The organism is Flavobacterium sp. TR2 (assembly GCF_025252405.1).
GTDB lineage: Bacteria > Bacteroidota > Bacteroidia > Flavobacteriales > Flavobacteriaceae > Flavobacterium.
Window position 1 is genome coordinate 2,815,874 of record NZ_CP104307.1, and the last position, 19,485, is coordinate 2,835,358.

A 19,485-nucleotide genomic window follows, 5' to 3' on the forward strand; every position below is an offset into this window, starting at 1 on the left:
TTAGTCAATTTGTTCTGGCGATTAAACAAATTAACGGTTAAACGATTAAACGCTATTTAAAAATCATGATTAATCTTTCGCTTTCGGTTTTATGGAATTTTTTGAGTTTGTAGTCTCCAAAAATATCCAGAAGGAAAATTCCAGCTTCGTCCATTAAATCCTGAAAGTCTTTCAAAGTTAGTGCTTTTACTTTTTCTGTAAAATGATATTTTCTGCCTTTGTCTTCAAAATCGATTTCTTTGAAAATGTGCCCATCTTCAACGTATCTTTTGATGTGAAAATCAATTTCGTCAACTGTTTTTATTTCTTCCGGCACAAGGTTTTCTATCACATTTGTCACGTTCATGAAATCGATAACAGCAAAGCCATATTCAGACAGACTTTCCTTAATCGCCTTCAAGGTAGTCAGATTGTCGTCGTCGCTTTCAAAGTAGCCAAAACTGGTGAAAAGGTTGAAAATAGCATCAAACTTTTCGTCAAATGGCTCACGCATATCGTGCACTTTAAAATGCAGTGTTTTATTGCTGTTTATGCTGGCTTCGGCAATACTGTTTTCAGACAAATCTGCTCCTAAAACATCATAGCCCAGCTGATTTAAATAAATAGAATGACGGCCTTTTCCGCACGCTAAATCCAATACTTTTGCTTTCTCAGGCAAGTTAAGGTAATGCGTTAAATTGTCCATGAAAATCTGAGCTTCACGATAATTACGATCCTTATAAAGAATGTGATAATATGGCGTATCAAACCATGAAGAATACCAGTTTTGATTATCGTCTTCTTGGTTTGGGGTTGATGCGTTATGTTCTTCAGACATTTATTCTATTTCAATTAATTCAAAGTCCGGCAAATTTAGTGTATTTTTGCCGAAAAATAACTATTTCGCTTCGATACGTATTTATACCAGTATAATAAAATGTTATGGCGATTGGCTTTTTTTAATTAAAAAAGAAATGGAAGAAAATTTTAAAATGATTGCCAAATGTTTTTTTGGCTTTGAAGAAATATTAGAAAAAGAATTGCGCACACTTGGAGCTCAGGATGTTGAAAAAGGAGTGAGAATGGTGAGCTTTAAAGGTGATAAAGGTTTTATGTATAAAGCCAATCTTTCTTTGCGTACGGCTCTTAAAGTCTTAAAGCCAATTTATTCTTTTAGAGCCAATAACGAACAGGCTTTATACAAAGGCATTTCGGGTTTAAATTGGTCAAAATATTTAAATGCGAATCAGACTTTTGTGATTGATACAACTGTGCATTCTACTTATTTCAATCATTCTGAATTTGTTTCTCAGAAATGTAAAGATGCAATTGTAGACCAATTTAGAGAGAGAACAGGCCAAAGGCCAAGCATAGATAAGCAATATCCAGATTTGCGTATTAATATTCATATCGATAAAGATCAGGTTTCTGTAGCTTTAGATACTTCTGGAGCTTCGCTTCATCAGCGCGGTTACAGAACGGCTACTAATATTGCGCCAATTAATGAAGTTTTAGCAGCTGGAATCCTTTTATTGTCAGGATGGGAAGGGCAAAGCCATTTTCTTGATCCAATGTGCGGTTCGGGAACTTTCTTGGCAGAAGCGGCTATGATTGCCTGCAATATTCCTGCAAACATCAATAGAAAAGAATTTGCTTTTGAAAAATGGAAAGATTGGGATAATGATTTGTTTGATAAGATTGTGGATAGTTTAATGAAAAAGACAAGAGAATTTCATTATACGATTAAAGGTTTTGATAAAGCCCCTAGTGCAGTTAGCAAAGCAAAAGATAATATCAGAAATGCCAATTTAGAGGATTACATTAAAGTTTATGAAGAAAATTTCTTTGATACGGAAAAAGAAACAGAAGGAAAACTTCATATCGTTTTCAATCCGCCTTATGATGAGCGTTTAGATATCCACATGGAAAGATTCTATGCTAATATTGGAGATACTTTAAAGAAAAATTATCCAGGAACAAACGCTTGGTTTATCACAGCAAATTTAGAAGCTTTAAAATTTGTCGGATTAAAACCGTCAAGAAAAATCAAACTTTTCAACGGAAGCCTTGAAGCACGTTTGGTGAAATACGAAATGTACGAAGGAAGCAAGAGAACGAAATTTCAAGTTTCTGAATAGTTGCAAAGTAACAAAGGTTCAAAAGGACAAAGGGAAATTCTTTGTCGTTTTTGAAAACTTAAACTTTTGCCTTCAAAAGAGTATTAAAAGTATAATTATATTACCTGTTCAAGCTGCAAAGCTTTAAAAGTGCAAAGAAAAACTTTGTCCCTATGAGCCTTTGCGACTTTGAACCTTAAAAATAAAAAAATGTCAAAACTACAACTACGAGCTTTTTTATACCAATTGGCAGCTTTTGCAATCCTATTTCTTGCATTTAGATATTTGATTGCTGCTTACACAGGACTAACTGGAATTTGGATTCCGATGACGGCATTTGTAATTGGAACTATTGTTGGGCCTAAATTTCAAGCTGTGAGAACTAAAGACGGCGAAAAGCTTTTTATGAAATGGCTTTTTGTAAAAGGAATCAAAGAAATTCAGTAATTTAAAAATGGCTATATGAGGAAAATTGGACTTATTGGAGGAATCAGCTGGGTTTCTACATCAGATTATTACACTTTAATTAATAAAGGAATTAATGAAAAACTCGGCGGACTAAATTTCTCTGAATGTTTGATTTACTCTTTTAATTATGCCGATATTAAAAAGAATAACGATGCCAACGATTGGGATTCGACTTTTAATATGCTTTTTAAAGCTGCAGAAGTTTTAAAATCGGGTGGGGCAGAAGCAATTCTTTTATGCGCCAATACCATGCATTTAATTGCAGATAGATTGCAGCAGGCCATTGAGATTCCTCTTATTCATATCGCAGAAGAAACCGCGGTTGAAATTGAGAAAAAACAGCTGAAAAAAGTAGGTCTGCTGGGAACAAAATTTACAATGGAATTGGATTTCTTTAAAGATAAACTTGCTGAAAAAGGAATTGAAGCGATAATTCCTGCAAGCGAGGATGTTAAAGATTTTATTCATTATACTATTTTTGAAGAGTTAGGAAGAGGAATCGCGACAGAGGAAACAAAAAAACGTTACTTAGAAATTGCAAATGAATTGATTAAAAACGGAGCAGAAGGAATCATTTTAGGATGTACTGAAATTCCGCTAGTCATAAAAGAAGGCGACTTAAACGTTCCAATTTTTGATACTACGCTAATACACACGCAAGCAGCGATTAATTTTCAATTATTATAAGCTGCTAAGCTTCTAAGATACTGAGCTTCTAAGTTGCTAAGGTTCGTAACTTCAATAAAAAAGCGATAAATTCAATCTGAATTTATCGCTTTTTTAACTTAGAGCCTTAGTAATCTTAGAAGCTCAGAAACTTAGCAGCTAAAAAAAACTATTTTTTCTTCTTAGGCTCTTCTTTCTTTACAGTTTCAGAAGCCATTGTTTTTTTCTTGTAAATCGGGATAAAGTACGAAACGGTGTAATTGAAACCAATTCCGAAACTTCCGTCATAAGTTCTGTTGAATCCCGGAATGTAAAGATTCTCGAAATTATTTGGTTCTTTATTGGTAGCCAAAAGTTTCAGCTGAACGCCAAAACCAACAAATACATTATTGAAAACTTTAGCTTTTAATCCCATTGCAACCTCAATCCATGTTGCCGTAAGACCACTGTATTTTTGATCTGTGGCTATTGGAGGCAATTCTCCCCAATACGGATTAGGGTTATAGATTTTATAGTTATGCAATTCTTGGCTAAAAGTGCTGAAACCGCCACGCATTCCTATCGTGATAAGATTCTCCATGTCCAGCCAGTTTTGATAAAAATTATAGTCAAAACCTGCTTTAATATAAGTTCCATTAGCCGAAGAAGTTAAGCGGTCATCTTCTGTAGTTTTATCCTCGTAGCCTAATTCTGCAGCGATATAGTATTTTTTGGTCAAGCGCCAGTCTCCAACAAATTCCACTCCTTTATAATTTTTGTCATAAAGTCCGCGTGTTAGTTTGTACAGGTCAACACCTACTCGAAGTCCGTAGCGGTCTGTTTTTACAACACTGTCTTTTGGAGCTTCCTGAATTACTGGTTTTGCCGTCTTTGCAGTTTTTTCTGTTTGAGGCTTTTTAGTCGTTAATGTGTCTTTATTTTTAGAAATCTCAGGCACATCCTGAGCAAAACCTAAAAACATTGAAAACAATAATGAAAGACTAAAAATAAACTTTAATGTGTGTTTCATTTTCAAATTCAATGTTAGGGTTTTCTAAATCAACTTCGGTCATCCAGATACTACCGTCTGGATCAGTTTGAACAACAGGTAAGGTGCTTCTTAGCTGAAAAGTAGTTTTGAAGCCACAGGCTCTCGAAACATATACATTTTGTGTGCTATAGTTAAATTTAAGCACATCTGTATTAATTGTTGTAGGCGTTTCGCTTAAAGAGTTGTAAATAAACTTGAAGGTTGTTGTGGTGTCGTTTACTTTTAAAGGAATCATAACGCTGCTTCCGTTGGTTACATATCTCAACGGATCATCTACAGCAAGACTTTCATTAAAAACAATTCCCTGATCCATTCCTTCGCCAATAACTTTTAAGTTACTCACATTTCTAGTTTTCGTAGGATTGGAAATATCATAAAACGTAATAACCAATCTAGGAGTAGTTGGCGTATTGGCGTCGCAGATATCGTCTTTCTCGCAGCTAGACAAGCCAAAAGTAAAGAGCAGTAAAAGAGAGATTAGTTTTTTCATCTATTTTTATCGAAGTTCTAAAAGTACAACATTTTCAACATGATGTGTCTGCGGGAACATATCTACAGGTCGCACACGCGTCACTTTGTATTTTTCGTCCATTAAAGCTAAATCACGTGCTTGAGTTGCAGAATTACAGCTTACATAAACGACTCTTTTTGGCGCAATCTTTAAGATTTGCTCCACAACATCTTTATGCATTCCGTCACGAGGCGGATCTGTAATAATAACGTCAGGTTTTCCGTGCTGTGCTATAAAAGCTTCATTAAAGACTACTTTCATGTCACCAACAAAAAACTCACAATTTGTAATATTATTGCGTTCTGCATTGGCTTTAGCATCAATAATAGCTTCAGGAACGCTTTCTACTCCGATTACTTTTTTTGCTTTTTTAGAAACGAACTGAGCAATCGTTCCCGTTCCTGTATATAAATCATAAACAGTCTCGTTTCCTGTAAGGCCAGCAAAATCTCTAGTTATTTTGTATAATTCGTAAGCTTGATCAGAATTGGTCTGGTAAAAAGATTTTGCATTAATGCTGAATTTTAAACCTTCCATTTCTTCCAAGATGTAATCTCTTCCTTTGTAAAGAACAACATCCTGATCGTAAATTGTATCATTTTGCTTTCCGTTTACCACATATTGCAATGAAGTAATTTGCGGAAATTTCTCGTGTAAATGGTTCAGGATTAATTCTCTGTTTTCTTGGTCATCTTCAAAAAACTGAATTAAAACCATAATTTCTCCAGTAGAAACAGTACGAATCATAACAGTTCTCAATAATCCAGAATGTTCTCTCGGATTAAAAAAAGCTAAATTATGCTCGTTTGCAAATGCTCTTATTTCGTTGCGAATAGCATTTGAAGGATCTTCCTGCAAGTGACATTTGTTGATGTCTAGAATTTTATCCCACATTTTCGGAATATGAAAACCTAGAGCGTTTCTATTTCCTAAATCTTCAGTGCTTCCAATTTCTTTTTCTGTTAGCCAACGGCTGTTAGAAAAAGAAAATTCCATTTTATTTCTATAAAAAAACTGTTTCTCAGAACCTAAAATATCTTCAAATTCTGGAAGTTCAATTTTTCCTATTCTTTGCAAGTGGTTTTTAACTTCATTTTGTTTGAATGCAAGCTGTTGGCTGTATTTCATATTCTGCCATTTGCAGCCGCCGCACACTCCAAAATGTTCGCAGATTGGATCTACTCTGTATTCAGATAATTCGTGAAATTTTACAGCTTTACCTTCGTAATAAGCCTTTCTCTTTTTTAATGTCTGTACGTCTACAACATCTCCAGGTACCACATTCGGAATAAAGATTACTTTTCCGTCAGGTGCTTTGGCTACTGATACGCCTTTTGCACCAGCATCAAGAACTTGAATTTGATGAAAGACAATTTTGTCTGTATTTTTTCTTCCCATAGCGCAAAAATAAGCCTTTGAAAACTTTTACAAATTTAATTTTTGAAAAAATTTAGAAATTATTCAAAATATTAGTTTAATTGGGTATAAAAGTTAATTTTGTTTTTGCAATGACCCCAACAAAAACAGCTATTAACCTACGCTTATTCCTCGCTTTTTATGAAGTTGTATCATAAACTCTCGCAAATCGGTTTCCTAAAAAAAAGTTATGCTTTTAAATTTCTATTTGTCGCTTTTATCGGCATCCATATTCCTTTAATTGGGATTCTGTTTTTTGTTTTATTTTTTGAACATGAAGTTTCATCGGCTTCCATTCTTGTTTTTTCTTTGATCATGACATTGCTGGCAACTGCCGTAACACTTTTGGTTTTAAACAAGCTTATCAGACCAATTGCAACAGCTTCAAAAGCTTTAGATGACTACAGAAATTCGAGAAAATTGTCTGCCCTCCCAACAGAATATACTGATGAAGCGGGACTGCTTTTGTGCAACATACAGGAATCTATCAATGAAGCTGAGAACTTTATTAATGAAAAGCAGGATTTGATCTATATGCTTTCGCACGATTTGAAGAATTTTGCTGGAAATCCGCAAGGCTTGGCTCAATTGATTATAAGCGAAAATCCATCAGAATCGGTTAAAAACCTTGCCGAATTAATTTGCGAATCAACTGATCTTCAGTTTAGGTATATCGAAAATTTTATCAAGCTGCTGAAGGAACAGGACAAAATAGAAAAAACAAATCAAGAGGCTAGAATAATTTCGTTTTCTAATATTCTTCCTTTTATAAATGAACAAGTCGAGCAGCGCTTATTGGATAAAAATATAAGGCTGGATGTGATTTTAGAATCTTCAGAAGCCAAACTGAAAATAGACGAGGGACTTTTGATTCAGGTTTTGGTAAATCTAATCAGTAACGCAGTTAAGTTTTCTTATTTTGAAAGTGAAATAAAAGTTAGAATCTTTTCAGAAAATTCAAAATTGATCGTAACGGTAAGGGACAAAGGGATAGGCTTTGATAAAAACCAGATTGAAGAATTATTTAAAAAATTCACTAAAATGAGCCGACTTGGAACTGCAAGTGAAGGTTCGACGGGAATTGGGCTTTATTTGTGCAAAAAGATCATTGAAAGAAATAAAGGACGATTGACCGCATCGAGCGAAGGAAAGAATAAAGGTGCAGAATTCAGGGTTGAATTTGACATATAAAAAGAAGGGTTATTAAGATTTACAAAAACTTAATAACCCTTTTATGATTTTCTTTATGTGCTACCAAAGCTGATGTACTGATGGCTTGATTAGATCGCTGTAGATTTTATTCATGGCTGCAATCTGTTCTGAAGTTAATTTCGGAGTATCATAAACTGATAAATTAGATAAAATATGCTCTGTTTTTGATGCTCCCGGAATAATGCAGCTTACTTCGTTAAAGCTTAAAATCCACTGAAGGGCAATGGCAGCCAGATTTTTCGATTCAGGAAATAACGCTTTTAATTCATCAACCGCCTTTAATCCCAATTCATAATCAATTCCAGAGAAAGTCTCACCTTTATCAAACGCTTCTCCGTTACGATTAAAATTACGGTGATCCTGAGGTTCAAAAGTGGTTTTTGAATCAAATTTACCTGTTAAAAGCCCGCTAGCCAACGGAACTCTTGCGATGATTCCAATGTCTTTCTTTTTGGCTTCTGAGAAAAACAATTCAGACGGACGCTGACGAAACAGATTGAAAATAATCTGAACCGTGGTCACATTAGAATATTCCATAGCTTTTAATGCCTCCTCAACTTTTTCAACGCTTACTCCAAGATTAAGAATTTTCCCCTGATCTTTTAGTCGGTCAAAAAGTTCGAATATTTCTGGGCGATAATAAACTTCTGTTGGGGGGCAATGCAGCTGAATCAGGTCAAGCGTTTCTAAACCAGTTCTTTTTAAACTCTCTTCAACAAATTTTTGAAGTACTTTCGGAGTATATCCTTCATTAACGTGAGGATTTATCTGGCGGCCGCATTTTGTGGCAACAAAAATTCTTTCAGAACGAGAACGAACCACTCTTCCAACAGCAGTTTCGCTTAATCCATTTTCATAAACATCCGCAGTGTCAATAAAGTTTACGCCGTTGTCAATAGCCGTATTCAAAAGTTCGTCGGCCTTTTTATCATCAAAACCCGATCCCCATTTTCCGCCAACCTGCCAAGTGCCAAGCGAGATCTCTGAGATCGTAAAGTTTGTTTTTCCTAGTTTTCTGTAGTTCATTTTTTTCTTTTTGAGGTTCAAAGGTTCAGAGGCTTAAAGTGGCAAAGGTTTCTTTAGAGAAGTTTTAAAAAAAAACTTTGCGCCTCTGCATCTTTGCGACTTTGAACCTTAAAGGATTAATCAAACAAATCCGAAGACAAATAGCGATCGCCTCTATCGCAGATTACGGCAACTAAAACTCCAGATTCTAGTTGTTCTGCAATTTTAAGGGCAACAGCTACAGAACCGCCGCTGCTCATTCCAGCAAAAACGCCTTCTTCAAGCGCTAGTCTTTTGGTCATGGCGCGTGCTTCTTCTTCGCTTACATCGATAACCGTATCCACTTTAGAAGCATCAAATATTTTTGGAAGATATTCTTGCGGCCATTTACGGATACCTGGAATCTGCGAACCATCACTAGGCTGTGCACCAATAATCTGAACATTTGGATTCTTTTCTTTCAAGTAAGTCGAAGTTCCAATAATGGTTCCAGTTGTTCCCATAGCAGAAACAAAATGGGTTACTGTTCCGTCAGTATCATTCCATATTTCAGGCCCTGTTGTTTTGTAGTGTGCTTTCCAGTTGTCATCATTGGCAAACTGATTTAGCATCAAATATCCGCCTTGCGCCACTTTTTTATCGGCATAATCTCTAGAGCCAATAATTCCTTCGCTCGCAGGCGTAAGGATCACTGTCGCGCCATAAGCACGCATGGTCTGAGTGCGTTCTTTGGTTGAGTCTTCTGGCAAAACCAATTCGATCTCGATGCCAAAAAGCTGCGCGATCATTGCTAAAGCAATTCCAGTGTTTCCGCTGGTTGCTTCAATCAATTTATCGCCTTTTTTGATGTCGCCTCTTTCTAATGCAGAAGCAATCATATTGTATGCAGCCCTGTCTTTTACACTTCCTCCCGGATTATTTCCTTCCAGTTTCAGTAAAAGTTTTACATTTTTATTTTTAACTAGATTGACCGTTTCCATTAGCGGAGTATTGCCAATTAGGTTTAATAATTTATGTGAATTCATTTTATTTTTTTTCTTTTATTTTAACTTCAGTAGTAGTGGTGTTTAAAACGATAGAATCTTCTGGAATCGATTTTGTAATCCAGGCATTTCCTCCAACAATACTGTTTTTGCCAATTACAGTTTCTCCTCCCAAAATTGTGGCGTTGGCATAAATGCAGACATTGGCTTCTACAGTCGGATGTCTTTTAGCGTTTTTCATTTCTTTGCTTACGCTCAAAGCGCCAAGTGTAACACCTTGATAGATTTTTACGTGTTTTTTAATAACGGTAGTCTCTCCAATTACAATGCCCGTTGCGTGATCGATAAAAAACGGCGATGCAATATCGGCTCCTGCGTGAATATCTGTACCCGTAATTCTATGCGCATATTCGCTCATCAATCGGGAAAAAAGCAATAAATCGAGGTGATATAATTCGTGGCTCAATCTGTAAATAGCGATTGCATAAAATCCCGGATATCCCAAGTACACTTCATCAATGCTGTTTGAAGCGGGATCGTTTTCAAGAATATACTCTGCATCTTGATTTAGCTTTTCTAAAACTCCAGGAAGTTTTTCTAAAAAGCGGTCCCAAATAGATTCGCATAAATTTTGAGGCTTTTTGCAGGCCAAAACAGCAATTTCTTTAAAACGAAACTCTAGTTCGTCAATGCTTTCGTCTAGCGCCGCATTCGAATCAAATAGCGTATAAAAAAGCTTTTCTGTAAAGTCTTCCGTTTTGGTTTTAATGCCGTAATTTATGTGTGAATGGCTCTTTAAAGCTCTTATATTTTGTATGATATTGTCTTTTGTCACAATGGTAAAAATGAGTGAGTAATTTTGGAACGTTAAAAGTAAGGCGTTTTTTGGAAATAAAATCACGATTTAACGAAAGAAATTTTCTTTGTGAAGTTTGATTTGTGATAAAAAATGAATTGCAAACTGTTCTTTTTTATGCAATGCTTAAGAAGTTTATTGCGTAAATTAGCTTTTAAAAGATATTAAAAATGAAAAACAACCAAACATTTAAAAGTGACATTTCAGGGATTTCTTTTCCTGAAAATGAGAAAATATACGGAAGAGCAATTCATGACCCTATTTTGGGATTAATCAAGAAGGAATATCCTGATTTTAGTACTGAGGACTGCATTTCTATAAATGAATTAAATGTTTACCGCCAAAAATATATTTCAAATTATCTTTCTAGCGAAATTGGAGCGCTTTCTGCGATGGAGAAGAACGTTATTTCTTCACTGAAAGAAGATAAATCGATAGTAAGCATTGTCGAGGATGAAGAAGAAATCAGGAGCATAGGGCAAAAAGTAGCCGATAAAGTAGCTGATTTTGGAGGAAGCTGGACGTTTATCATTTCTTTCGTGGTTTTTATTTCGATTTGGATCGTTGCAAACGTTTATATTTTTTTAAATAAAGGTTTTGACCCGTATCCATTTATTCTCTTAAACCTAATTCTGTCTTGCGTTGCAGCCTTACAGGCGCCTGTTATTATGATGAGCCAAAACCGTCAGGAAGAAAAAGACCGCAATCGAGCTAAAAAAGATTATATGATCAATCTGAAATCAGAATTGGAGATTAGGTTAATTCATGATAAAATTGATCATTTAATTATGCATCAGCAGCAAGAGCTAATCGAAATTCAGAAAGTTCAAATCGAAATGATGAATGATATTTTGAATCAGATTAAAAAATAAAAGTTTTTAAAATTCCAAAAGGAGCAAAGCGACTTTTATAAAATCTAAAATCTAAAATCTAAAATCTAAAATCTAAAATCTAAAATCTAAAAATAAAAGTGTTTGAAATAATAGCCGCCAAGCATAAAAAATAGATTTATGATGGCCATTCTCCAGATTAGCTTTTTGTAATTTCTCGATTTGTCTAAGAAATGAAATGCTGAAAAAATGAAGAGCAGAAGACAGGTATAAATCGCCGGGTACATTTTAAAAGCGGCTAAAAAATCGCCTTGAAAAAGTAAGAATAATGAGCGCTGAAAACCGCACCCTAAACAGTCATAACCAAATATGGTTTTGAACATACAGGGGATCATATATTTCTCTAAATTCATGGCAGATCTTTTTTGCAATTTTACTAAAAAAATATGACAAACGTTTAGCGCAGTATGGAAGTGCTATATGAAAGTTTTATATTTTTGAAATCTAAAAACAAAGGAGAGATGAAGACTTTTAAAATTATAATAATGATTCTTGCAATTTCTGTTGCGCTGTACGAACAGGTTTCGGAAGAAAAGAATATTTATATCATGATTGCTGCAATAGTAGTTTTCATGTTCGGAATGATGCAGCTGAGTGCAAAAACACCAAGTAAAAATAACGACAAAGAAGAGTAGGATGCTGGCAAAAGGAGATAAGGTTTCGGTACTTGACGAAGCCATAAACGGAACGGTAGTTTCGGTTAAAAACAATGAGGTTTTGATTGAAACTGAGGATGGTTTTATGATGACATTTTTAGTCAACGAACTTATTAAAATTCAAGAAACCAGTAATTTAATGAATTCTATTAAAAGAATTAATTTAGATGAAGTTTCAAAAGAGAAAGCCGAAACAAAACCAAGAAGTTTTGTCAAAGAAAAGAAAGAAAAACGGGATGTTGGCGTTCCAGAATTTGATCTGCACATCGAAAAATTGGTTCCTAATAAACGCGGAATGTCAAACTATGATATTTTGACGCTGCAGACAGAAACGGCAAAAAGACACATCGAATTTGCGATCAGAAATCGCATTCCTAAAATTGTTTTTATACATGGTGTCGGAGAAGGAATTTTAAAAGCGGAACTTGATTTTTTGTTAGGCCGTTATGACGGAATTGATTTTCAGGATGCCAATTATCAGAAATATGGTCTAGGAGCCACCGAAGTTTATATAAGGCAAAACAATAAATAATTCAAGCTTTTTTTTAAGTGCTAAAGCTTCAATTTAAAGCATAAAAAAACGTCTGTTTTCTGTTATGATTTAGTCCAAAAATCATTTCAAAAAACAGACGTTTTTTTGTAAGAATTATTTCGGTTGGTTTCTTTTCAGAAATCTATTTTTTTAGTTGGTTGCTTGCCTGTCAATTTTTCCAAGAACGAAGCTGTTTCCAAGTTTAAAACTGCTATTCCCTTTTTCTAAAATTACATTTCGGAGCACGATTGTATGCGTATAAACTTGTCCTGTTAGCGTAGTGGTTACTTCTATAATACCGCTTTCATTTGGTTTGCCAAGCTGGCCTGTCCATGTTTCTTCAATTATTGGAGAAGTTGGCTGTATTTTAGAGCAAACATAAAGAGGCGTAATCGAACCGGTTTCTGCTTTTGCCGTTCTGTAGAATACTTTATTTTGTGTTGCTGTTATTAAACTTGTACGCGGCTGGTTGCTCGGAGTAACAACATTCACAAGCAATGCTGGATCAATATCATCAATAGATAAATAGAACGAATTGTTGTAATTGTAAACTCTTTTAACTTCATCACACTCGTAAGCAGAACCATTCGGATTTGTTTTAAAAGTCAGATCGGCTGGTGTTACGGTAGTGTTAAATGTTCCAAACACAAATTCTTTCTCTGTTTGTTTTCCTGCAGGTTTCATAAACGTGATGTTTCTAAAAACGATACTGTGCTCGTAACCGGTAATTCGGGTTCCTCCATCATTATTAGTATTGGCTGGATCTATTTGTGTAGTCACAATCTCTATTTGTCCTTCAACTCCAAGCCATTCTTCAGTTACTTTTGGAATGCTTGGCGGAATTACTCCGCAAATATTTTCTTTTGTTACAGCTCCATCATAAGCTCTATAAACCACTCGATACGAGCCTGTGCCATTTGCATCTATTGTGTATGTCTTAGTGCCATTATCATTGATAATTGCTCCTTGTGGCATTTGAAGTAAAAGAGCTTCCTGAGTTTTTAATTTATAAATCAAAGTATTGGTTGTAGGATCACAGGCTTGAGACTCTTTAACATCTGCAAAGTCTATTTCATCTACAGTCAAATCTCCATCATCGCATCCGTTAAGGAAAAGTGCAAATAATAGGAGGGCAGCATATTTTTTCATCGTAAAATTTATTTGCGTCAAAAATAGTGAAAAAAATGCCAAATGATATTTAAGATTTGACAATTGATATTTCTTAACTTTGCAGCAATGAAAAAAGTATATCTAGATAATGCCTCGACAACAGCAATGCGTCCTGAAGTAATTCAGGAAATGACGAAAATAATGCTTGAGGATTACGGAAATCCGTCGTCTACACATAGTTTTGGGCGAAACGGCAAAACAATTTTAGAACTTTCAAGAAAGAGTATTGCCAAACACCTAAATTGCACTGCTCAGGAAATTATTTTCACTTCTGGCGGGACTGAATCCGACAACTGGATTTTGCGCTCTGCTGTTGAAGATTTGAAAGTCGAAAGAATCATTACCTCTAAAATAGAACATCATGCTGTTCTGCATACCGTGTGGGCATTGCAGGAAGAATACGGCATTCAGGTTGATTATGTTACGGTAAATGCAGACGGAAGCTTAGACTTAACGCATTTGTCTAATTTATTGGCTGAGGAACAAAAGACTTTGGTTAGCTTGATGCATATAAATAACGAAACAGGAACTGTTTTAGATTTGGAGCGCGTAAGTTTGATTTGCAAGCAGTATAATGCTTTGTTTCATTCAGATACTGTCCAGTCTGTAGGGAAGACAGAAATCGACCTTCAAAAGGCTCCTGTTGATTTTATTTTGGCCAGTGCGCATAAATTTCACGGACCAAAAGGAATTGGATTTGCTTTTATCCGAAAAAATTCTGGTTTGCAGCCATTGCTTTTTGGCGGTGAGCAAGAAAAAGGCCTTCGCGCAGGAACCGAAGCCGTGCATCAGATTGCTGGAATGGCAAAAGCTTTGGCTCTTTCGTATGAAAAACTGGATGAGGAAAGAGCTTATATCTTAGGATTAAAAAATTATCTGATAGAGCAATTGGAAATTCATTTTCCGGATTTTAGAATCAACGGAAAGAAAGATGATTTTTATAATATCATCAATATCATTTTGCCATTTTCATCAGACAAAACTTCAATGCTGCTTTTTAGTTTGGATATGAAAGGAATTGCAGTTTCTAGAGGAAGCGCCTGCCAGTCTGGAAGCATAAAGCCTTCTCATGTCTTAAATGAAATGCTTTCGGAGACCGATTTGAAATTGCCAAATCTCCGAATTTCATTTAGCCATTATAATACCAAAGAAGATATCGATTGGCTGATTGAGAGTTTGAAAACGGTCTAAGTTTTTTGCTAAGGTTCTGAGATTCTAAGCTTTCTTAATTGTAGAACTTTTTAAGAATTACGCAAAGGCCGCTAAGAATTTTTTAAAGCCATTAAAAATAAAAAAGTTCGCAAAGCTTATTTTGATAAAGCTTTGCGAACTTTTTTAACTATTTGGATTCTCAACAAAAGTTTCTTTGCCACCTTTGTTTTATTCTTTGTATACTTTGCGGTAAAAACGCTACTCAAAGTTTTTCAAAAACCTGATCCCGAGGCTTCGGGAGAAACCTGAAACAAAAACTACTTACGAATAACTTTTACCTGAGAATCTTTGGTTAACTTGATAATCGTCGAAGATTTTCCGTTGACTTTGTCTTGGTTTAATTTTACCACATAATCTACGCCATTGATGATTTCTGGGCTGATGTCTTTGAAACTTTGCGGTGTTGGCTGTCCTGAAATATTTGCAGAAGTAGAGACCAAAGGTTTTTTCATTCTTTCCATCAATTTGTAGCAGAAAGGTTCTTTTACTAACCTAACTCCCAAAGATTTGTCTGCGGCAATAATATTTGGCGCCACGTTTCTGGCATCGTCAAGAATCAGAGTAGTTGGTTTTTCAGATAAATCCATAATCTGCCATGCAACTTCTGGAATGTCCTTAAAAACGTTGTACATCATTTTTTCGCTGTTCATTAAAACAATCATGCTTTGAGTTTCTGCGCGTTGTTTTAGTTTGTAGATTTTAGCAACAGCTTCTGCATTTGTGGCATCGCATCCAATTCCCCAAACAGTGTCTGTCGGGTACAAGATTATGCCTCCATTTTTAATTACTTCGTATGCGTTGATGATTTCTTCGTTCATTTTAATAATGCTCAATTAAGATTGCAAAGTTATGCATTTTACTTGTAATTGTTTGCCAATACAAAAACGTGAAGTTTTTAGAAACCGTTTATAAAATTAGGGCTTATGATTTTGTAGAAGCAGATTTTAATTTCAGTTTTGCCATTTCCATCAGCGGATGCTCAATGTATTTGAATGTCAGCTGACTGATGAGAATTAACGGAAAAACAGATAATGCGATGATAGACCAGAATTCAAACTCAGTCAAATTCTTGGCTCTTTCAAATCCGATAACGAAATTGAAAAGAACGAATAGCAAAATGCCGTGAAGCAAATAAATGCTATATGTTATTTGTCCAAATTTTCGTGAAAAGGCGCTTGATAGAATCCCGAAAAAGTTATTTCCAGAAGCAATTATGATAAATGCAATTGTAGTGATAATGATCGGAATTGGTTTTCTCCCGCTATTAAAGAAGTAAACAGAGCAAGCAAGCAGAAAAATAGCGAGAAGCGTATATTTTTTTTGTTTTAAAACCGTGCTAAAAGTGCCTTTATTGATTACTAATGCGGCGATAATTCCCCCAATAAAAGGCAAGAAATGTCTCAATGAAGCCCCATTTATAACCATTACAAGAGCAGCTGAAGCTGTAAATAATAGCAAAGTTTTGTAATTTACCTTGATTTTAAAAAATAAAGCGATAAGAGGCAATAAAAAATAAAAAGCCCATTCGTAAGGCAGTGTCCATGTTACGCCGGCATTTAGCAGGAAACTATCTTCTAAACCATTAATGTTTAGCCCTTTTTTAACGTTGAAAAAGATCCATGAAAGTATGCTTACTGCATTTTCTGAAAAAGGAACTTGTGGTTTGAAATCAGTCAGATAGCCGGCAATAAAAAATATAATTCCAACAGAAAAAAGATATGCAGGAAAAAGTCTGTACACGCGTGCAGTGATGTAGCCCCTCCAATCGATTGTTTTGTTTTTGCTATGTATTAATTTTAAAGTGAATAAAAAAGCAGTAATCACAAAGAAAAAAGCAACGGTAGTTTGCCCAAAATGATTAAACAAATTTGCCTTAGGTTCTTCCCATTTGCCATTTTTAAGGAAAAAACGCCAAATATAGCTATGATGCAAAAAGACAAAAAATGCGAGATACCCTCTTAATCCGTCAATTTCAGGATAACGAATTTCTTGCAGATCGATTTTTACTATTTTATTGGTCAATATTACCGAAATAACTAAAGCTAATAGAATGAGTAAAAAACAAATAAAGAAAGTGGACGTCATTTTTGAGGGATAGCTTGTATTGTTGTGTTTGACAGATTTTTAAACTTTTGCAAAAATAGAAAACACATTCTAATTGCAAAATAATAGGGTTAAAATTATCTTAAACAGAAAGTGAGTCCTTACAGGGCAAAAGATGTTTTTTAGCGTTTGTTCTAACTAAGAATTGCCTTGAAAAATAACACGATTTGTCCAGCCTTTTAATGTGTATTGATTTAATATGGAATCTGGAATTTTTTCATATTCATTTTCGAAAAATGATACCGGAATAATTGGATCTTTTTCGTCAATGATTAAAATATTATTTGGGTTGTAAAAATCGTAGTTTTTAATATCTGCATTGGTTGTGATGAGTTTCTTTTCTAAACCTAAACTTTCAAAAACCCTAAAAGTAAGCCCAATTTGACCAAGACGGTTAATGTCTAAAAGCACTTTTGAACGAGTGATGTAATCGTTTACTTCGCTTAAAGGCATATGGCTTTTTATATATGTGATGTTTTTATCATTGTCTTTCTGCTTTTTGTCATAAACAATGAATTTGAATTTTGAACCCTGCGAAGCCAAATTTGCCGCAATTTTTTTTAGTATCGGAAGCCTTTTGTCAATGGAGCTGATATTGAAAACATCGTATTCGAATGCGCTGTTTTTAGTCGGGTTTTCTGAATTGTAAATCCAGTTTGGAGCAAATTTTAAATTGAATTTCTCGCAGTCTTCTTTTTCAAATGAAAAAACCTCATCAAAGCAATGAAGAACCCGTTTGATTTTTGGACAGCGATACGTGTTGTCATTAAAAAAACCGATTGATTTTTTGGTGTATTTTTTAAATTCTAAAATGCTTTGAGGAGTTATAAAATCTCCTTTAATGGTCAAAATCACATCTTGAATATGATCATTTTTCTTTAACTCATTAATAATTTCTTTTCCGTAATGCTGATGCTTTAGATTTGTTTTGAAAAACGTTTTTAGTAGAACATTATAGGCTTTATGAAATACAGAAGGGTATTTATATTTGAAAGCATTGAAATCGATATGGCGTACTGTATGTCCTTGTTTTTCTAAGTCTGCAGCGATATGTTTGTTTAGTCCCCAGTTGTCTAAACTTATAAGAGTAATATGCATTATCTTCGAAATAGTTTTTATTAGTTGGTAAAACTAGCTAAATTTGCTGAAACAATTTTTATGATTTTAAGATTAAATCGCGGATATGAAAAATTTGAAAATATTCTTCTTGAATATATTCGTTTTTTCAATACAAAAGGAGAGGACTTTGTAATTGGCCAGCGCAATCAGATAAAACTTTTTGATTTAGACGATAAAAAAATAAATATAAAGTCGTTTAAAGTTCCGCACTTGATCAATAAAATTGCTTACAAATACTTCAGAAAATCCAAAGCAAAACGCTCTTTTGAGTTTGCAAACAAATTGCTGGAATTGGGCGTAGGAACTCCAAAACCTATTGCATTTGCTGAATTTTCGTCGATATTGGGTTTAGAAAAAAGTTTTTACGTGAGCGAGCAGCTGGAATGTGACCTTACTTATAGAGAATTGGTAGAAATACCCGATTTTCCAGACCGAGAAAATATCTTAAGACAGTTCACTAAATTCAGTTTTGACCTTCACGAAAAAGGAATTGAGTTCTTAGATCATTCGCCAGGAAATACTTTAATAAAAAAGAATGCCAACGGAAATTACGATTTCTTTCTGGTAGATTTAAACAGAATGGAATTTCACGATTCGATGTCTTTTGAAATGCGTATGAAAAACCTGTGCCGTTTAACGCCATTAGAAGAAATGGTTGCGGTAATGAGCAATGAATATGCTAAATATTATAAAGAAGAATCTGAAGAGAAGATTTTTGATACTTTATGGAAATATACGTCAGATTTTCAAGAGCAATTTTACAGAAAAAAACGCTTGAAAAAGAAACTTAAATTCTGGAAGAAGTAATTTTTCTTAATTCTTTATATCGAATGTAAACGCTGTAAGCATTCAAATAACAAATGATTACGCCTTTTTTACCGTCCAGAAAACCTAAACGGATGATAAACTGATACAAGAAGGTATATAACGGATGGAGAAACAGCAGTAAAAAATAAGGTTTTACTCCTTTTGCAAATTTTTCATTGGCTTTAAGAATGCCATAATGGTACATTTTAGATTTGTAATCGTTATACGAAGCGTACGAAAAATGTATGATTTTGTTTTTTAAAGTGTCAATTCGCCCGTTTACGATTAATTTTTCATGAACAGTTCTTTCCTCATTGTATCGACACTTTGATTTGTCAAAAAGTCTGAAAATCTTATCAGTCTGCCAGCCGCTAAAATTCAGTCTGCTATTTTTGAACATAAAAGTGCGATAGATAAAATAAGCACTTGCTGTACTTTTAGAACCAATTGTGGCTGCAATTTCAGATTTTAATTCAGGCGTCAATCTTTCATCAGCATCAATAAATAAAACCCACGAGTTTTTGGCCTGGTCTAAGGCGAAATTTCGTTGGGTAGTGTAATCTGCAAAAGGATTCTGAATTAATTTTACATTTTTGAAAGACTCAACAATGCTTACTGTTTTATCGGTACTGTAGGAATCAACAACAATGATCTCGTCAGCAAAATCAATGTCTTCAAGAAGCGATTTTATGTGCTGTTCTTCGTTAAGCGTAATAATCAGGACTGATAATTTTTGCCTTTCACTATTCATTG

22 protein-coding genes are annotated in these 19,485 nt (G+C 34.6%); 9 read left to right on the forward strand and 13 right to left on the reverse strand.

Annotation, left to right across the window (positions count from 1 at the left end):
- Positions 1–52: 52 nt before the first annotated feature.
- Positions 53–817: a class I SAM-dependent methyltransferase gene (locus N4T20_RS12390; RefSeq protein ID WP_260669463.1), complete on the reverse strand. Its 765-nt coding sequence runs from the start codon at positions 815–817 to the stop codon at positions 53–55.
- Positions 818–953: 136 nt separating this feature from the next.
- On the opposite strand from N4T20_RS12390, the gene N4T20_RS12395 reads away from it, so the two are divergent.
- The 3 genes from N4T20_RS12395 to N4T20_RS12405 all read left to right on the forward strand — a co-directional run bounded on the left by N4T20_RS12395 (position 954) and on the right by N4T20_RS12405 (position 3,251).
- Positions 954–2,117, forward strand: coding sequence for a class I SAM-dependent RNA methyltransferase (locus N4T20_RS12395; RefSeq protein ID WP_260669464.1), 1,164 nt, complete (start codon positions 954–956; stop codon positions 2,115–2,117).
- Between the two features lie 189 nt (positions 2,118–2,306).
- Positions 2,307–2,543, forward strand: coding sequence for a hypothetical protein (locus N4T20_RS12400; RefSeq protein WP_260669465.1), 237 nt, complete (start codon positions 2,307–2,309; stop codon positions 2,541–2,543).
- Positions 2,544–2,558: 15 nt separating this feature from the next.
- On the forward strand, positions 2,559–3,251 hold the full coding sequence (locus N4T20_RS12405) for an aspartate/glutamate racemase family protein (RefSeq protein ID WP_260669466.1): 693 nt from the start codon (positions 2,559–2,561) through the stop codon (positions 3,249–3,251).
- A gap of 148 nt (positions 3,252–3,399) precedes the next feature.
- Here the strand turns inward: N4T20_RS12405 and N4T20_RS12410 are convergent, their stop codons facing one another.
- The 3 genes from N4T20_RS12410 to rlmD are packed head-to-tail and all read right to left on the reverse strand — an operon-like array spanning position 3,400 to position 6,169.
- Entirely contained in the window at positions 3,400–4,239 is an 840-nt protein-coding gene (locus N4T20_RS12410; protein WP_260669467.1) for a DUF6048 family protein, read from the reverse strand.
- Positions 4,211–4,750 carry a DUF6452 family protein gene (locus N4T20_RS12415; RefSeq protein WP_260669468.1) on the reverse strand — a complete coding sequence of 180 codons (540 nt, stop codon included), beginning with the start codon at positions 4,748–4,750 and terminating at the stop codon, positions 4,211–4,213. Before N4T20_RS12415 ends, N4T20_RS12410 begins: the two co-directional genes overlap by 29 nt.
- Positions 4,751–4,756: 6 nt before the next feature.
- Positions 4,757–6,169 (reverse strand): 23S rRNA (uracil(1939)-C(5))-methyltransferase RlmD, encoded by a 1,413-nt coding sequence (rlmD, locus tag N4T20_RS12420; RefSeq protein ID WP_260669469.1) that lies wholly within the window; start codon positions 6,167–6,169, stop codon positions 4,757–4,759.
- A 159-nt stretch (positions 6,170–6,328) separates the two neighbouring features.
- On the opposite strand from rlmD, the gene N4T20_RS12425 reads away from it, so the two are divergent.
- A complete protein-coding gene (locus N4T20_RS12425; protein ID WP_260669470.1) occupies positions 6,329–7,378 on the forward strand; it encodes a sensor histidine kinase in 1,050 nt (349 codons plus the stop codon).
- Between the two features lie 60 nt (positions 7,379–7,438).
- Here N4T20_RS12425 and N4T20_RS12430 read toward each other — a convergent pair whose 3' ends face one another.
- From N4T20_RS12430 to N4T20_RS12440, 3 genes are all read right to left on the reverse strand, one after another.
- Positions 7,439–8,425, reverse strand: coding sequence for an aldo/keto reductase (locus tag N4T20_RS12430; RefSeq protein WP_260669471.1), 987 nt, complete (start codon positions 8,423–8,425; stop codon positions 7,439–7,441).
- 116 nt (positions 8,426–8,541) lie between these two features.
- Entirely contained in the window at positions 8,542–9,429 is an 888-nt protein-coding gene (gene cysM, locus N4T20_RS12435; RefSeq protein WP_260669472.1) for a cysteine synthase CysM, read from the reverse strand.
- Position 9,430: 1 nt separating this feature from the next.
- Positions 9,431–10,222 (reverse strand): serine O-acetyltransferase, encoded by a 792-nt coding sequence (locus tag N4T20_RS12440; protein ID WP_035690666.1) that lies wholly within the window; start codon positions 10,220–10,222, stop codon positions 9,431–9,433.
- Positions 10,223–10,413: 191 nt separating this feature from the next.
- On the opposite strand from N4T20_RS12440, the gene N4T20_RS12445 reads away from it, so the two are divergent.
- On the forward strand, positions 10,414–11,115 hold the full coding sequence (locus N4T20_RS12445; RefSeq protein WP_260669473.1) for a DUF1003 domain-containing protein: 702 nt from the start codon (positions 10,414–10,416) through the stop codon (positions 11,113–11,115).
- A gap of 86 nt (positions 11,116–11,201) precedes the next feature.
- Here the strand turns inward: N4T20_RS12445 and N4T20_RS12450 are convergent, their stop codons facing one another.
- Positions 11,202–11,486 (reverse strand): DUF2752 domain-containing protein, encoded by a 285-nt coding sequence (locus N4T20_RS12450; RefSeq protein ID WP_260669474.1) that lies wholly within the window; start codon positions 11,484–11,486, stop codon positions 11,202–11,204.
- A gap of 108 nt (positions 11,487–11,594) precedes the next feature.
- On the opposite strand from N4T20_RS12450, the gene N4T20_RS12455 reads away from it, so the two are divergent.
- Entirely contained in the window at positions 11,595–11,768 is a 174-nt protein-coding gene (locus N4T20_RS12455) for a hypothetical protein (RefSeq protein ID WP_008462622.1), read from the forward strand.
- A 1-nt stretch (position 11,769) separates the two neighbouring features.
- A complete protein-coding gene (locus N4T20_RS12460) occupies positions 11,770–12,321 on the forward strand; it encodes a Smr/MutS family protein (RefSeq protein ID WP_260669475.1) in 552 nt (183 codons plus the stop codon).
- A gap of 150 nt (positions 12,322–12,471) precedes the next feature.
- On the opposite strand, the gene N4T20_RS12465 is transcribed toward N4T20_RS12460, so the two are convergent.
- On the reverse strand, positions 12,472–13,470 hold the full coding sequence (locus tag N4T20_RS12465) for a hypothetical protein (RefSeq protein WP_260669476.1): 999 nt from the start codon (positions 13,468–13,470) through the stop codon (positions 12,472–12,474).
- A gap of 87 nt (positions 13,471–13,557) precedes the next feature.
- On the opposite strand from N4T20_RS12465, the gene N4T20_RS12470 reads away from it, so the two are divergent.
- Positions 13,558–14,682: a cysteine desulfurase family protein gene (locus tag N4T20_RS12470; protein WP_260669477.1), complete on the forward strand. Its 1,125-nt coding sequence runs from the start codon at positions 13,558–13,560 to the stop codon at positions 14,680–14,682.
- A gap of 278 nt (positions 14,683–14,960) precedes the next feature.
- On the opposite strand, the gene N4T20_RS12475 is transcribed toward N4T20_RS12470, so the two are convergent.
- The 3 genes from N4T20_RS12475 to N4T20_RS12485 all read right to left on the reverse strand — a co-directional run bounded on the left by N4T20_RS12475 (position 14,961) and on the right by N4T20_RS12485 (position 17,904).
- A complete protein-coding gene (locus tag N4T20_RS12475) occupies positions 14,961–15,521 on the reverse strand; it encodes an L-threonylcarbamoyladenylate synthase (RefSeq protein WP_260669478.1) in 561 nt (186 codons plus the stop codon).
- A 103-nt stretch (positions 15,522–15,624) separates the two neighbouring features.
- Positions 15,625–16,788, reverse strand: coding sequence for an acyltransferase family protein (locus N4T20_RS12480; RefSeq protein ID WP_260669479.1), 1,164 nt, complete (start codon positions 16,786–16,788; stop codon positions 15,625–15,627).
- A gap of 156 nt (positions 16,789–16,944) precedes the next feature.
- A complete protein-coding gene (locus N4T20_RS12485) occupies positions 16,945–17,904 on the reverse strand; it encodes a hypothetical protein (protein WP_260669480.1) in 960 nt (319 codons plus the stop codon).
- A gap of 60 nt (positions 17,905–17,964) precedes the next feature.
- On the opposite strand from N4T20_RS12485, the gene N4T20_RS12490 reads away from it, so the two are divergent.
- Positions 17,965–18,732, forward strand: a complete 768-nt coding sequence (locus tag N4T20_RS12490; RefSeq protein ID WP_260669481.1) for a lipopolysaccharide kinase InaA family protein — start codon at positions 17,965–17,967, stop codon at positions 18,730–18,732.
- Here N4T20_RS12490 and N4T20_RS12495 read toward each other — a convergent pair.
- On the reverse strand, positions 18,713–19,483 hold the full coding sequence (locus N4T20_RS12495) for a glycosyltransferase family 2 protein (RefSeq protein WP_260669482.1): 771 nt from the start codon (positions 19,481–19,483) through the stop codon (positions 18,713–18,715). The genes N4T20_RS12490 and N4T20_RS12495 overlap by 20 nt on opposite strands.
- Positions 19,484–19,485 lie beyond the last annotated feature (2 nt).